Origin of the sequence: Escherichia sp. E4702 (assembly GCF_963883545.1) — a bacterium.
GTDB lineage: Bacteria > Pseudomonadota > Gammaproteobacteria > Enterobacterales > Enterobacteriaceae > Escherichia.
The window spans coordinates 90,029-102,993 of the sequence record NZ_CAWORF010000023.1; the positions used below are offsets into that span (position 1 = coordinate 90,029).

At 50.2% G+C, this 12,965-nt stretch carries 17 protein-coding genes; 2 read left to right on the forward strand and 15 right to left on the reverse strand.

The window, feature by feature from the left end:
- Positions 1-23: 23 nt before the first annotated feature.
- The 12 genes from AACU94_RS15885 to AACU94_RS15940 all read right to left on the reverse strand — a co-directional run bounded on the left by AACU94_RS15885 (position 24) and on the right by AACU94_RS15940 (position 6,224).
- Positions 24-476 carry a phage virion morphogenesis protein gene (locus tag AACU94_RS15885; RefSeq protein ID WP_001001786.1) on the reverse strand — a complete coding sequence of 151 codons (453 nt, stop codon included), beginning with the start codon at positions 474-476 and terminating at the stop codon, positions 24-26.
- Positions 469-936: a phage tail protein gene (locus AACU94_RS15890; RefSeq protein ID WP_000917151.1), complete on the reverse strand. Its 468-nt coding sequence runs from the start codon at positions 934-936 to the stop codon at positions 469-471. The genes AACU94_RS15885 and AACU94_RS15890 overlap by 8 nt, the downstream gene beginning before the upstream one ends.
- The gene (gene lysC, locus AACU94_RS15895; RefSeq protein WP_171875677.1) at positions 899-1,144 is read right to left on the reverse strand and encodes an Rz1-like lysis system protein LysC; all 246 of its coding nucleotides are present in this window, start codon (positions 1,142-1,144) and stop codon (positions 899-901) included. Before lysC ends, AACU94_RS15890 begins: the two co-directional genes overlap by 38 nt.
- The gene (gene lysB / locus AACU94_RS15900; RefSeq protein WP_135488467.1) at positions 1,044-1,469 is read right to left on the reverse strand and encodes an Rz-like lysis system protein LysB; all 426 of its coding nucleotides are present in this window, start codon (positions 1,467-1,469) and stop codon (positions 1,044-1,046) included. Before lysB ends, lysC begins: the two co-directional genes overlap by 101 nt.
- Positions 1,457-1,882: a DNZ54_00345 family protein gene (locus AACU94_RS15905; protein ID WP_050868992.1), complete on the reverse strand. Its 426-nt coding sequence runs from the start codon at positions 1,880-1,882 to the stop codon at positions 1,457-1,459. The genes lysB and AACU94_RS15905 overlap by 13 nt, the downstream gene beginning before the upstream one ends.
- A gap of 14 nt (positions 1,883-1,896) precedes the next feature.
- Positions 1,897-2,394 (reverse strand): glycoside hydrolase family 24 protein, encoded by a 498-nt coding sequence (locus AACU94_RS15910; RefSeq protein WP_001144101.1) that lies wholly within the window; start codon positions 2,392-2,394, stop codon positions 1,897-1,899.
- Positions 2,394-2,675: a phage holin family protein gene (locus AACU94_RS15915; RefSeq protein WP_000123124.1), complete on the reverse strand. Its 282-nt coding sequence runs from the start codon at positions 2,673-2,675 to the stop codon at positions 2,394-2,396. The genes AACU94_RS15910 and AACU94_RS15915 overlap by 1 nt, the downstream gene beginning before the upstream one ends.
- 3 nt (positions 2,676-2,678) lie before the next feature.
- The gene (locus tag AACU94_RS15920; RefSeq protein ID WP_000846399.1) at positions 2,679-2,882 is read right to left on the reverse strand and encodes a tail protein X; all 204 of its coding nucleotides are present in this window, start codon (positions 2,880-2,882) and stop codon (positions 2,679-2,681) included.
- Positions 2,882-3,391, reverse strand: coding sequence for a head completion/stabilization protein (locus tag AACU94_RS15925; protein WP_000988633.1), 510 nt, complete (start codon positions 3,389-3,391; stop codon positions 2,882-2,884). The genes AACU94_RS15920 and AACU94_RS15925 overlap by 1 nt, the downstream gene beginning before the upstream one ends.
- 99 nt (positions 3,392-3,490) lie before the next feature.
- Positions 3,491-4,234 carry a phage terminase small subunit gene (locus AACU94_RS15930; RefSeq protein ID WP_135488468.1) on the reverse strand — a complete coding sequence of 248 codons (744 nt, stop codon included), beginning with the start codon at positions 4,232-4,234 and terminating at the stop codon, positions 3,491-3,493.
- 3 nt (positions 4,235-4,237) lie between these two features.
- Positions 4,238-5,311, reverse strand: coding sequence for a phage major capsid protein, P2 family (locus AACU94_RS15935; protein WP_001248555.1), 1,074 nt, complete (start codon positions 5,309-5,311; stop codon positions 4,238-4,240).
- A 58-nt stretch (positions 5,312-5,369) separates the two neighbouring features.
- Positions 5,370-6,224 carry a GPO family capsid scaffolding protein gene (locus tag AACU94_RS15940; protein ID WP_001085969.1) on the reverse strand — a complete coding sequence of 285 codons (855 nt, stop codon included), beginning with the start codon at positions 6,222-6,224 and terminating at the stop codon, positions 5,370-5,372.
- 173 nt (positions 6,225-6,397) lie between these two features.
- Between AACU94_RS15940 and AACU94_RS15945 the strand changes: the two genes are divergently transcribed.
- Together AACU94_RS15945 and AACU94_RS15950 are read left to right on the forward strand one after the other, a co-directional pair.
- Positions 6,398-8,170 carry a terminase ATPase subunit family protein gene (locus AACU94_RS15945; RefSeq protein ID WP_001744545.1) on the forward strand — a complete coding sequence of 591 codons (1,773 nt, stop codon included), beginning with the start codon at positions 6,398-6,400 and terminating at the stop codon, positions 8,168-8,170.
- A complete protein-coding gene (locus tag AACU94_RS15950) occupies positions 8,170-9,204 on the forward strand; it encodes a phage portal protein (RefSeq protein WP_001620981.1) in 1,035 nt (344 codons plus the stop codon). Before AACU94_RS15945 ends, AACU94_RS15950 begins: the two co-directional genes overlap by 1 nt.
- Before the next feature lie 311 nt (positions 9,205-9,515).
- Here the strand turns inward: AACU94_RS15950 and AACU94_RS15955 are convergent, their stop codons facing one another.
- The 3 genes from AACU94_RS15955 to AACU94_RS15965 are packed head-to-tail and all read right to left on the reverse strand — an operon-like array spanning position 9,516 to position 12,925.
- Complete coding sequence (locus AACU94_RS15955) at positions 9,516-11,537, reverse strand: hypothetical protein (protein ID WP_000051061.1); 2,022 nt, start codon at positions 11,535-11,537, stop codon at positions 9,516-9,518.
- Position 11,538: 1 nt separating this feature from the next.
- Positions 11,539-12,003: a hypothetical protein gene (locus AACU94_RS15960; RefSeq protein WP_000548273.1), complete on the reverse strand. Its 465-nt coding sequence runs from the start codon at positions 12,001-12,003 to the stop codon at positions 11,539-11,541.
- A gap of 13 nt (positions 12,004-12,016) precedes the next feature.
- A complete protein-coding gene (locus tag AACU94_RS15965) occupies positions 12,017-12,925 on the reverse strand; it encodes a hypothetical protein (protein ID WP_024174129.1) in 909 nt (302 codons plus the stop codon).
- Between the last annotated feature and the right edge of the window lie 40 nt (positions 12,926-12,965).

Here is a 12,965-nt window from a genome sequence, read left to right on the forward strand (position 1 = left end):
ATGAGGTGTCGGGAATGGCACAACTAACGGTCGAGGTGAGCCAGAATAATCTCTTCAATCATCTGCACATCCTCACCGGTAAAGCCGAGCAGAGGACGCGCCGGATAATCAATTTTCTTACCGTCTTTCCGGGTTTCTTCCGACAGACCGAACTGATGCACACTGGCGATTTTCGGTGACTTCCCGCCGTAAAATTCCATTGATGCCTGTTCCGGGCTGGCGCGGATATGCAAAAAACGGCTGGTGATAAGTTTCGCAAACATTTTTCGCTTAACGCGACCGGTCTTTTTTCTGGCGCTCTGCTGCTGGCGTGGCGCATAGGGTGTGCCGTCCGGGGCTTTCTGTGCCATCACCCGACGCTGCTGACTCTGCCGCAGACGTTTCGCCAGTTCGGCACTCAGTCGCCGACGCCCTGACGGTGACAGCGATTCAATCAGTCCGGTCAGCCGGTCTTCAAAACGCTTAAACTCATTCATCCCACTTGCTCACCAGTTCGCCATTGATATACAGCTCCATCGGGCGGGTAACCGGCTCCGGCGGCGGGGGTTCCGGGATATTCTTCACATGCAGTGCGCCGTCCACCTCACTGACCAGTGTGCGCTCGGTCAGCATCAGGCTGATGCTGATATCAAAACTGCTGTCATTGTTGATGTCTGCATAAAACGTGAAGCCCTTTTTCTGGCCTGCGTCGGTGGTCATGATGTCGGGCTGATTTTCCCGCAGCCACGCCAGCACCGGCACGATGAGCAGGTCAAAATCACCGGTAAAGTCGGTCACAATGACATTGAGCGTGTAACGCTTTTCGAATGACAGCGACGTCGCCAGTGTGGAGGCAATACTCCCGTTATCCACGAATATCCGCAGCATATCGGGGTTAGTTTTCAGCACCGTGACGGCATCAGTCAGCGCCCTGCGCAGGCTGTCGGGTTTGAGCATCATTTTCGTCCTGACAGTGTTTAATCATTTTTATCTGGCTGGCACACCGTGCCAGCGCGTTCTCAAGCTGCCGGATATCGGCACTTAAATCGCCGTTCGTCTGCGGGTCACTGCCCGGCATCGGGCAAAGGCTCACTTTCGGGCAGGCGTTGGGGACAATCACTGGCGTCAGTGCAGGCGGGGCGCTGGTGCAACCGGCGCACAGCATCAGGCAGGTCAGCACCGTACCAGTGGCGAAAATCTTCGTTTTCATTGAGTAACCTCGTAATGGTTTTCTCGCGCTGTGCTTCACGCTTCGCGGCGTTCTCCAGCTCCTGACGCAGTGCAACCTGCGCCAGCTCGTTTTTGTCTGCCCTGGTGAGCGCAACATGAAGCTGGTTTTTCAGCATGGTGATGGTCGTCTGCTGCCCGCTGGCGACATTGTTTGCCCTGTCCAGTGAGGTGCGCAGGCTGGCGTTTTTATGCTTCGCCAGAAACAGACCCGCCACCGCCAGCGATAACAACACAACCATCACAATCATCAGCTTTGACATGGTTCCCGCCCCTCAAAACGCTGACGGCAGGCCGTACGTATCAGCCGGAAGAACACCGATACCACGAGATAAATCAGCGCGGTAAAAATCCACCCGGCAGCGACCAGCGAGATAAACGTCGCCACCATCACTACCAGAGCCACCGCCCGTCTGCGCCACGGCACCGGCTGCAAAAACAGCGACGTGACAATCTTCACGGCCAGCGATTCCGGCGGCAGCCCCCGCCCGTAGCGTTCCAGTACATACTCTGTGGCATACACGCCGACACCGCCGGCAACCACACAGATAACCGTCGCCAGAATCGCCCAGGCGGCGACAAAATTGACGGCCACGCTCTGCGGGTAAATCAGGGACAGTGCCAGCATCAGCGCCAGCGACACGTTCAGCATCAGTGAAAGGGATAATTTCTTCATGGTGTTTACTCCGTTTAAGCCGGTACGCCGCCAGCGGTACGCCAGACGGTGACCAGTTTTTCCAGTGAATGCTCACGCTGACCGTAACCGGCACCCGGCAGGGACGCCCAGATATTGCGACAGCGTGAAATGGCGCGCTCAATGCGTCCCGCCCGGATGTCATCCAGTGCACCGCGTTCGCGGATCAACTGAATGGCGAGTCTGTCCTGTGACAACGGACTGAAATCCGGCAGGGCAAGCTGTTTGCGGTAGTGCGGCCAGAACAGATAAAGCTGCTGATAGCGACCGGAGGCCGTGGATTTTTCACCGCGACGGTTAAACACCTTCGCCGGTCGGCCATGTGCGAACGGGTGGTCACTGTAGTCGGTGAAAATTTCCGGCTTTCCGTCCAGTCCGGTGACTATCACGTCATAGCCCCGGTTTTTCGTCAGCGGATGGTTCGCCGTCCCTTCGGACACGGCCAGCATGTCGAGAAAGGCGGCGATATTCTGATGCGTGTTAATTACCGGCATTACTGTTTCCCCCTGCCCTTAAAGCGGCGCTGAATGGCAATCTCAATCACCTGATAACCGGCGATACCCAGCATGGAGCCGATGCCGCACACCGCAGGCAGTGACAGGTCAGGAAACTGCACCAGAACAACACCGGCAACCATCGAGACAAAACCACCGAGCAACATGCGCCCGATAAACAGACGCGGGGTGATGGGTTCACCACCGGCAAGCACCTTGCCGACAACAATCAGCACCCCAATCATGAAAAGCGACAGGACGCTTTTTTCTTCTGCTGTCATGCGTTACTCCCACAGATTGACAGTTTCAGCCACGGGCGCGGTCTGAACGTCGGGCAGTTCGACGGCGGTGCCGTGTGGCAGCACCGCACCCAGTTCAGCCAGTCCCGGATTTGCGGCGAGCACGGCTTCAACCACGCCCTCAGTGCGCCCGTAATACCGGACACAAATGGCGTCGAGCGTGTCGCCCTGTAGCGCAAAGGTCTTCATCAGATTTGACTCACGATGCAGCGCGGCTTGTCCTGGATACGCGCCACCGCCCAGCGCATATCCCGCCACAGTTCATCAATGGTGCTGTCAATGCTGTCGGCCTTCTTGTCGCCTTTCGCACTGGCATCCACGCCGCGATAACGCTCATAAAGCGACGCGGTCGCCATCGCACACACGGCGCGCTCGTAGTAAAAAACTTTGATGCTTTCACCGTCGATGTCGTCCGCCGGGACGTCCGCCAGACGCGTAAAACCGGCAGCAATTTTCTGTTCGCGGTACTCGTACAGCTCCGCATTCGTTTCAGCCATGCCTGACTTGATGGCCTCACGCAGACGGGCGGGGGCGACGGTCTGCTCAAGGCGCATACGTTCCCGGACGCGCTTCGGGTCGATATCGGGAAAAAAGAACGTGTTTTTAATCACCGGCTCGTCGCCTGCCGGTTGCGGGATGACCACCGTACCCTCACCGGATACAGGAGCCTCCTTTCGCGGAATAATCAGCGTCATCATGACTACCTCTGAAAAGTCGGGCGGTGGACGCCGGTGCAGTGTCAGGTGATTCACCGTCACTGACCGGCGTGCCGCCCTGGCGCGGGGCGCATTCGGTTGTTAACTGGCTTTCTTTTTCGGGCGTCCACGTTTTGCCGGGGTCACGCTCCGGGTCTTACGCCGGGCGCGGGTGACCGCTTTTGGCTGCGGCTCCGGCTTCGGTTTCAGCTCCCGCTCCAGTCGTTCAATCTCTTTTTTGACGCCTGCCTGACAGTCGAGCTGTGTCGCACGTTGCAGGTGCGCCAGCGCACCTCCGGCATCACCAGCGTCACGCAGAAACAGACCGGTGATTTTGTGCAGCTTTGCGCGCACTTCATCAGGCATGTCAGCCGTGGCGGTCAGTTCGAGGGTGTCCGTCAGCAGGCGGGTGTCCACAGACTCACCGGCAGCGTGAGCGCGCATGGCCGCAAGCGCCACTTCCTCGGTGAACATGTACGGCGGGGTGCGGCGGTGTTTACCCGGCATGGTCAGACCGTACTTCAGGGCATAACGGGCAATCTCCAGCGCACCGGCAATATCGCCGGTATCCAGACGCCACAGCATGACCGTCATCAGAATGTCATCCTGTGCACCTTTGCCCTGCTCCAGCACGCCGTTCACCCACGGCAACCAGAACGGCAGCAGTTCGCGCTTTTTCGCGGCCTTAAGCTCTTTTGAATAAATCGCTTTCAGTGTGCGCTGGTCTGCGGCCAGCTTGACCAGCATCTGCTCATAGACAGTTGCATGTCGCAGCGGGGCGGCTTCCCGCTGCGCGGTCATCGCTGCCGAGACCCGCATCATGTGGCGCTGTGCGGGACTCGTCATCGGTTACGCTCCCGGCTCTGCGGTCGCCTTAGCCGGTGTGGAAAAATCACCGACCTTAATTTTTTCCACCAGACAACCGGCGGCGTAGTCTTCCACCACGTAATCAATGTTCATTGACTCGTAGTTCTCCACGCGGTCGAGTTTCGGGTTTTCCACAATCACGCGGCGATGGCTGTCATCCATGTAGTAGATGGACAGGTTTTCCAGCTTCGTGATGAGCATCGCATCCGCCGGGAAGTACGGAACACGTACCGCGGGCAGATTACCGATGCGTTTCTGGCTGATGATGACGTCAGCGGCCAGCATTTCGCTGTTGTCCTGCTCCTTGTTGACGATGGGAAAATACTTGTCCGCCAGTAGCTGACGTCCCACAATCACCACAAGGTCAGGGTCTTCCTGATACCACGGCTCAATCAGGTTGTTGGTCGCATCCATCACCAGTGCATCAAGGCTGGCATAATCACCGCCCTTACCCACGCGGATGACCTCAGAGGTGGTGTGACCTTCCTCGTCAGTGACCTTGCTCATCACGCGCGCCGGGGCTTCATTGCGGTATTTCTGCAGCCAGCCGACCGCCACATCCTGCAGCATCGGATTGCTGCTGCGGTCAGAGGTTTCGGCACGCTTCACGCCGTTAAAACCGGCCATGATGAAATCAAGGGACTGGCGTTTGATAATGGCGTTACGGATACGGAGCTGGAAATCCTGATAACGCGCCCACAGGTCCAGCGTTTTGTAGCGGATATAAAAATCGAAGTTAATCTGGTCGCATTCGTACTTGTTTGACGCCAGCTTCGAGAAGTCCTTCGGCTGACGCTCGGTGCCACCGGCGGTGTCGGTGGTGCTGGCGATGGAGCCGGTGACACCAATACCAATTTTTTCCCCTTTCATTTCGCTGACCGGCACAATGTTGATGCGGGTCAGAAAATCAGAGGACTCCTGCATGGTGTTCATCAGGGTCTGGGTGACCGACGGTTCAACGGTGAATTTTTTCGACACATCACCGGCGTCGATGCCGTTCAGTTCGGCAACACGGGACAGGTAGGCATTAAATTTAAAGCGGGTTTCCTGGCGCATATTTGTTCCTGAAATTAAGGGTTAATCGTGAAGGTTTTCCCGGACTGACTGACGACGGTCAGCAGTTCGTCATCAGGGCGTCACCGCCACCGCCGGTGGCCTTGCTGCGGCGCTGCTGGGTCAGACTTTCGGTGTGGTCGAGACTGTTTTTCAGGCGGGTGAATGCCTGGCTGGTTTCATCCGCCCTGTCAGTCACATCCTGCTTAAGTGCGGAAAAGGCGTTTTCCATCTCAGCGAGGCGCTGCTCAGTGGCGCTCAGTTTTTCCTGCACATGTTCAGCAACAGCGGTCACCGCTTCATGCACGTCATTCAGACGGGCGTCATCGCTGGCCTGTTTGCGGCCAAAAATGGATTTCACCTTTTCGGTCAGGGCGGTGAACACGGTTTCAGGCAGGTCTTCAAATTCCAGCTCAACGGGCGTTGCCACTGAAATCAGGTTTTCAGGGCTTAATTTGAAGCGGTTCAGAGGGTTGTGTTTTGCCGTGCGGCAGAATTCCAGGTATTCCGTGCCGAGGCTTGCCGGGTCATCGGTGACGGCCAGACCCACCAGATAACATTTGCCGGTGTTGGCAAAGTTCGGCTGAATTTCCATTGAGGTGTAGACCTTCTGCGCGGCCTTGTTCATCGCGATAAGGTCATCGGTCGGGGTGATTTTTGCAAACAGCGCCCATTTGCCTTTCAGCGCCGAATCATCGTCAATCTTTTCGGCCTTCAGTTCGACCACATCGCCATAACGTTTAAAAATACCGTCAGGCAGGATGCCGCGCAGATGTTCCAGGTTAATACGGCAACCATAGACACGCGGGTCAAAGGTTTCGGCCATTTCCTGAATATCCTGCGCACTGATGACACGCCCGTCACAGGTGTCACCCTCAACGCCGATACGAAAGAATTTTGAGACTTTTTTTGCCATTGTCAGGAGTCCTGAATAGTGATTAGAGGAGTCACATGTCGGCATCAGTTTCCCGACGATGCGCATCCTCCGCCATCAGTCCCGGATGGCTTATCACTGACACAACAGCACCTTAGCGAATCGCGGGGCGCGACTAAGTAGCCTTGCCGTGTATTCATCACGGCGAGGTATTCATGACCATCACCACAGACACCACTCTTTTACACGACCCGCGTCGTCAGGCGGCGCTGCTGTACTGGCAGGGATTTTCCGTGCCGCAGATTGCCGCCATGTTGCAGATGAAACGCCCGACAGTGCAGAGCTGGAAACAGCGCGACGGCTGGGACAACGTTGCCCCCATCAGCCGTGTCGAAATGAGCCTGGAAGCGCGGCTGACCCAGCTCATCATCAAACCGCAGAAAACCGGCGGTGACTTCAAGGAAATTGACCTGCTGGGACGCCAGATTGAACGACTGGCACGGGTAAATCGCTACAGCCAGACCGGCAACGAGGCAGACCTTAATCCGAACGTCGCTAACCGCAACAAAGGCGGGCGGCGCAAACCGAAAAAGAATTTTTTCAGTGACGAGGCCATCGAAAAGCTGGAGCAGATTTTCTTTGAGCAGTCTTTCGAATATCAGTTGCACTGGTATCGTGCCGGGCTTGAGCACCGCATCCGCGATATCCTGAAATCCCGCCAGATTGGCGCGACGTTTTATTTTTCCCGCGAGGCGCTGCTGCGCGCCCTGAAAACCGGTCATAACCAGATTTTTCTGTCGGCCAGTAAAACGCAGGCGTATGTGTTCCGTGAATACATCATCGCCTTTGCCCGTCTGGTTGACGTTGACCTGACCGGTGACCCGATTGTCCTGGGCAATAACGGCGCAAAACTGATTTTTCTCGGCACCAACTCCAACACCGCACAGAGCCATAACGGCGACCTGTACGTCGATGAGATTTTCTGGATCCCGAATTTTCAGGTACTGCGTAAAGTGGCATCAGGTATGGCCTCACAGAGTCACCTGCGCTCGACCTATTTCTCCACCCCGTCCACGCTGGCGCACGACGCCTACCCGTTCTGGTCGGGTGAACTGTTTAACCGGGGACGCGCCAGCGCCGCCGAACGCGTGGAAATCGACGTCAGTCATAACGCCCTTGCCGGTGGGCTTCTCTGTGCGGACGGCCAGTGGCGGCAGATTGTCACCATTGAGGACGCCCTGAAAGGTGGCTGCACGCTGTTCGACATTGAGCAGCTCAAACGCGAAAACAGCGCCGACGATTTTAAAAACCTGTTCATGTGTGAATTTGTTGACGACAAGGCGTCGGTGTTCCCGTTCGAGGAGCTGCAACGCTGCATGGTCGACACGCTGGAAGAATGGGAAGACTACGCGCCGTTTGCCGCAAATCCGTTCGGCTCCCGCCCGGTATGGATTGGTTACGACCCGTCACACCGTGGCGACAGCGCCGGATGCGTGGTGCTGGCACCGCCGGTGGTGGCCGGTGGCAAATTCAGGATACTTGAGCGTCACCAGTGGAAAGGCATGGACTTTGCCACCCAGGCTGAATCCATCCGCAAACTCACCGAAAAATATAACGTCGAATACATCGGTATTGATGCCACCGGCCTCGGTGTCGGCGTGTTCCAGCTCGTGCGCTCGTTCTATCCCGCCGCGCGCGATATCCGCTACACACCGGAAATGAAAACCGCAATGGTGCTCAAGGCAAAAGACGTTATCCGTCGTGGCTGTCTGGAATATGACGTCAGCGCCACCGACATCACCAGCTCGTTTATGGCTATCCGCAAGACCATGACCAGCAGCGGACGCAGCGCCACCTATGAGGCCAGCCGCAGCGAGGAAGCCAGCCACGCCGACCTCGCCTGGGCGACCATGCACGCCCTGTTAAATGAGCCACTCACCGCCGGTATCAGCACCCCGCTGACATCCACCATTCTGGAGTTTTACTGATGAGCAAGAAAAAAGGGAAAACACCGCAACCTGCGGCAAAAACAATGACCGCCAGCGCCCCGAAAATGGAGGCATTCACCTTCGGTGAGCCGGTACCGGTACTCGACCGGCGTGACATTCTGGATTACGTCGAATGCATCAGTAACGGCAGATGGTATGAGCCACCGGTCAGCTTTACCGGTCTGGCAAAAAGCCTGCGTGCTGCCGTACATCACAGCTCACCGATTTACGTTAAACGCAATATTCTGGCCTCGACATTTATCCCGCATCCGTGGCTTTCCCAGCAGGATTTCAGCCGCTTTGTGCTGGATTTTCTGGTGTTCGGTAATGCGTTTCTGGAAAAGCGTTACAGCACCACCGGTAAGGTCATCAGACTGGAAACCTCACCGGCAAAATATACCCGCCGTGGTGTGGAAGAGGATGTTTACTGGTGGGTGCCGTCCTTCAACGAGCCGACACCTTTCACGCCCGGCTCCGTGTTTCACCTGCTGGAGCCGGATATTAATCAGGAGCTGTACGGCCTGCCGGAATATCTCAGCGCCCTTAACTCTGCCTGGCTGAATGAGTCGGCCACGCTGTTCCGCCGCAAGTATTACGAAAACGGCGCACATGCCGGATACATCATGTACGTCACCGATGCCGTGCAGGATCGCAACGATATCGAAATGCTTCGCGAAAACATGGTTAAGTCGAAAGGCCGCAATAACTTTAAAAACCTGTTTCTCTATGCCCCACAGGGGAAAGCCGACGGCATTAAAATTATCCCGCTCAGTGAAGTGGCAACGAAAGACGATTTTTTTAATATCAAAAAAGCCAGCGCCGCAGACCTGCTGGACGCGCACCGCATCCCCTTTCAGTTGATGGGTGGCAAGCCGGAGAACGTCGGGTCACTGGGAGATATTGAGAAAGTGGCAAAGGTCTTTGTCCGCAATGAGCTTATCCCGCTACAGGACAGGATTCGGGAAATAAACGGCTGGCTCGGTCAGGAGGTCATCCGCTTTAAAAACTACTCACTGGACACTGACAACGGCTGAACATCGCCGCCTGCGGGCGGCTTTTTTACACCCCGTCATCACGCCCTCACACGCTCACCACCGCACAAAACATCCCGCAGACCCACCAACGCCCCGGCGCACAATCCAAACGCCGTCACGACGCGCTCAGACGCTGAAAAAATAAAATCAGCACCACCGCCAGCGCGCAGTGCTTTCCCCGCCTCGCCCGCCCGCTTCATGGGTCGGTTTTAATGCAGGTGCATGACATGATTTCTCCGCGCCGACACTGGCACGGAGCACTCTTAACAGATAAACAATAATCATGCATTCTAATGCAGCAACATAAAAGTTTATAATTTCCTCAACAATTTCCCATTGTTCTTATCAAAGGATATCATTGTATAGTCATACCCTTCTAATGCCTCTTTTAAGACATTTTCATCTTCTGATGTAGCAAAAATGATCTGCCCTTGTCCTTTTGTTGTTTCTGCAGCATCTTTAAGTAACTCGGCAAAACTTACTTTATTTGCTTCTTGTTGACGAGGCTCATCAAACACAATCAATCCAGGGTGATTTGTTTGAAATTTAGAACCAACAACAAATAAACTTATTAAATAACCCCAAATGATTCTTATTCCATCACTAGCTGATGTGTCAAAACCTATATCATATCCTTCCCTAGTAGGTAAGTAATTATCTTCTGATATTGACACAAGTTTAGAATCAAAACTTGTAAAATTATATTTTTCTAATCGTGCAACGACTTCTTTATTAAGAAATTTTAACTTATCGGCATCATTACGCGACAAGAAATTATCTGGCAATCCTTTTCTTTTCGCGATAAGCTTTTTATATCTACGGTGTAATGAATCCAACTCCAGTCTAATGTCCAATATACTTTTAATGCCATCGTTAATGGCATTAATTTTATTCTCAATGTTTATTTTACGTCTCAGAAACTCCTCCTGAACAACCATTGAGGGATATTTTGACTCCCTTAATGCATTAATATCAACTCTAATCTTGGCTATTTCCCCCTCTAAATCACTCCTCTCAACATCTTTAAGCTTTAATTGCTTTTCACTATCCGACAGAACAAACTCAAATGCTTTTACTTGCTCTTTAATAAAGTTCAAACTATCTTCATATGTCATCAGATTTTCTTGCGATGAAAAACTTAGCAAATTATCATTATAACTTGCACCACAAGTCGGACAAATATTTGACATTAAATCTGTTGACTTATACGCATCCGAAGATGATATTTTCTTTAAATCTTCATACTTCCTTTTATCTTCCAACAGATTATACAATCTGTTTTTGGTCGCCTGAATTTGATATTGAATATAACTTCTATGCTCACAAATCTCTTTAATCTTTAATTCCAGAGAGTTAATTTCATCATTTTTTTGACCTAATAACTTAACCACTGATAATTGTAAAGTTTGTTCTTCTTGCTCACCAAGAGTGTCAAACTTAATTTCTTGCAACTCTTTTTCCAGTTCATTACGAACATCAACAATAGATCTAACGACACTACCATTTTTAATAATCAAATCTATCTTATAATGATCAAATTTTGCCACTGGTTGTTCAGGAATCCCTGTGACAACTGACGACAATTTAGAAGCAATAACTTCTGCATTGTGTTTAATTAACTTCCAATCATGATAAATAATATCAAGCTCATTTCTTAACGAACTACGCAATAAAATATTATCATTAACATCAAGAGACATTAAAAATTCTAGAGCTCTTTTCTTTGGCTCTTTAATTCCAAATTGTGTTGGTACAGTCGCCATAATTGACGACCATCCTTTTTTTTGCTCAACATACCATGCAGGGAAAAGTACGGATGGATAAAGAATAGTGTCCTTCCCATTATGGTTTGGAACATTTGGCAAACTCCAACCTATAAAATCAGCTAACCACTTATAGAAACCACGTTCCCTTTCAGTATCGCCCTCTCTATGTAAAAAATAAGTACCACTCTTACTTTTTACATTATTCTTCTCATCTATATAAATAACATTATTATTATCGTGACCGATAATATTCCTTTTCAAAGATGCTTCTATTCCCTTATGATTCTTTATTTTTAGCAAAACATAAGATGATATTACACTAACTTCAACATTATCTTTTGTCGTTAGTGCTCTAGTCAAAGATGGAGGGAATGGGATTTTTCCAGAACCGACACCTAATGCCTTTTCCATCCCAAGTGCATATGCAATCCCATTCATGCAAGTTGATTTACCATGAGAATTCTCAACTCTTAATAAAAACAAGCCATTTGAAAAAGGTATACTAACACCATAACGCCCATCCGAAGTATTTGCTACTAACTCCAATGAAATAATTTCCAACGACATATTAACCCACCTGAAATATTTTATTAATGTTAGTTTCGGACAGTCCAGCCTTATGTTTATTTAGCACCAACCTTTCTTCTTTGAACACATCAAGAGAAAGCAATTTCTCAGCGACCTTAAGCCCCTTTTCATTTATTTTGAACGCTCGTTCATTTCTCAAAATAAAATCCTCTGCTAATAATAGCTGTATTGCTCTATCTAAAGTTGGATCCAATCTTACTTCAGGCTTTAAACCTTCTTTGTTTAAAAGCCAGAATTCAAACATTGCTTCATTATTCTCTGACTTTAACATCCAATTAATTAAATGAAGTTTTTTTAAAGAACAGCAACCAGCTCTCCCTGTGACAAGGAATATTATCAGCAACAAACTGCAACGCCACAATGGTCTCATATCACATGGCAAATGTTCAGGTCGTTTATTAAACGTAAACGGCCTTCCTATTATTTCATCTATCGTTATATGCATTTGCTTTTCCATTCTAAAAATCTAAAGGGCATCTTATAAGCCAATCAGAAATAACTCCCCATGTTATCTTATCCAAGTCAGCCTGTTTAAGCGTACTAACTTCCTCTTCAATACATTTCTTTAACAAAGCGATTTCATCTTTCATTATATCTGATGGTTTCGCATCTGATGAAGTAAGAAGAAAGAGACCTACCAAATTACGTTCTCTATGTTGAACACAGTTATAGATAATTTCATAGATATCAACCCAGTCTCTCTTCAAAGCATCCAGCAAGTTTTGATAATCAAGATATTTTTGTATTAAAAACTCTCTATATAAACCCTGCCTAGATACATCATCATTTATCTTAGGTAATTTTAAATTTAGCTTATCTAAAAAAGATGTATTTTCACTAATAAAGTTAGCAGCATTCTCAGCCGTCGCATCATTTATATTAAAGCTTAATTGATAGTTATTTTTGCGAAGAAAGAACGCTTCTTCTATATAATTTCGATCTGTTTGCACTACTATTTGAAAATCATCAGCAACGTAAGAAATCCCTAACTCTCTTACTTTTAATGATTTTTTTGTGCAATATTGACTTAATTTCGCCGATTTATTATATGGTGTAGCTAATATCCAGCGGCTAATTTTTAATGTGCCAAAAAGCTCCTCTAATTCTTTAATGTTATCCTGAGAAAACTTTTTTATATCAGTATAAATCTTTTTTTGTTGCGCTTTATAAAGCTTATCAATATCACTCGACTGCTCAGGCAAGTAACACTGAAAAACATGACCACTCAGAGTGTAACACTCCAGCCCAAAGTCGCCTCCATGCTCATCTGGCAAGTCACAACAGTTAGCAGGCTTATAATGTAGCCAAACAATATTTTTGAAATATGATTCCCACGCTTTTGGGTCACTATAAGGATCGTTATACATCGCCAAGCCCATAAATCAATTTTTTGTAGTATAACTTCTT

Coding starts and splice junctions, on each gene's coding strand:
- AACU94_RS15890 (WP_000917151.1), bottom strand. CDS start 936: ATGCTCAAACCCGACAGCCTGCGCAGGGCGCTGACTGATGCCGTCACG.
- AACU94_RS15945 (WP_001744545.1), top strand. CDS start 6,398: ATGACCATCACCACAGACACCACTCTTTTACACGACCCGCGTCGTCAG.
- AACU94_RS15955 (WP_000051061.1), bottom strand. CDS start 11,537: ATGTCGTTGGAAATTATTTCATTGGAGTTAGTAGCAAATACTTCGGAT.
- AACU94_RS15910 (WP_001144101.1), bottom strand. CDS start 2,394: ATGCCGGTAATTAACACGCATCAGAATATCGCCGCCTTTCTCGACATG.
- AACU94_RS15960 (WP_000548273.1), bottom strand. CDS start 12,003: ATGCATATAACGATAGATGAAATAATAGGAAGGCCGTTTACGTTTAAT.
- AACU94_RS15915 (WP_000123124.1), bottom strand. CDS start 2,675: ATGACAGCAGAAGAAAAAAGCGTCCTGTCGCTTTTCATGATTGGGGTG.
- AACU94_RS15940 (WP_001085969.1), bottom strand. CDS start 6,224: ATGGCAAAAAAAGTCTCAAAATTCTTTCGTATCGGCGTTGAGGGTGAC.
- lysC (WP_171875677.1), bottom strand. CDS start 1,144: ATGCTGTGCGCCGGTTGCACCAGCGCCCCGCCTGCACTGACGCCAGTG.
- AACU94_RS15965 (WP_024174129.1), bottom strand. CDS start 12,925: ATGTATAACGATCCTTATAGTGACCCAAAAGCGTGGGAATCATATTTC.
- AACU94_RS15920 (WP_000846399.1), bottom strand. CDS start 2,882: ATGAAGACCTTTGCGCTACAGGGCGACACGCTCGACGCCATTTGTGTC.
- lysB (WP_135488467.1), bottom strand. CDS start 1,469: ATGTCAAAGCTGATGATTGTGATGGTTGTGTTGTTATCGCTGGCGGTG.
- AACU94_RS15925 (WP_000988633.1), bottom strand. CDS start 3,391: ATGATGACGCTGATTATTCCGCGAAAGGAGGCTCCTGTATCCGGTGAG.
- AACU94_RS15905 (WP_050868992.1), bottom strand. CDS start 1,882: ATGAAGAAATTATCCCTTTCACTGATGCTGAACGTGTCGCTGGCGCTG.
- AACU94_RS15885 (WP_001001786.1), bottom strand. CDS start 476: ATGAATGAGTTTAAGCGTTTTGAAGACCGGCTGACCGGACTGATTGAA.
- AACU94_RS15935 (WP_001248555.1), bottom strand. CDS start 5,311: ATGCGCCAGGAAACCCGCTTTAAATTTAATGCCTACCTGTCCCGTGTT.
- AACU94_RS15950 (WP_001620981.1), top strand. CDS start 8,170: ATGAGCAAGAAAAAAGGGAAAACACCGCAACCTGCGGCAAAAACAATG.
- AACU94_RS15930 (WP_135488468.1), bottom strand. CDS start 4,234: ATGACGAGTCCCGCACAGCGCCACATGATGCGGGTCTCGGCAGCGATG.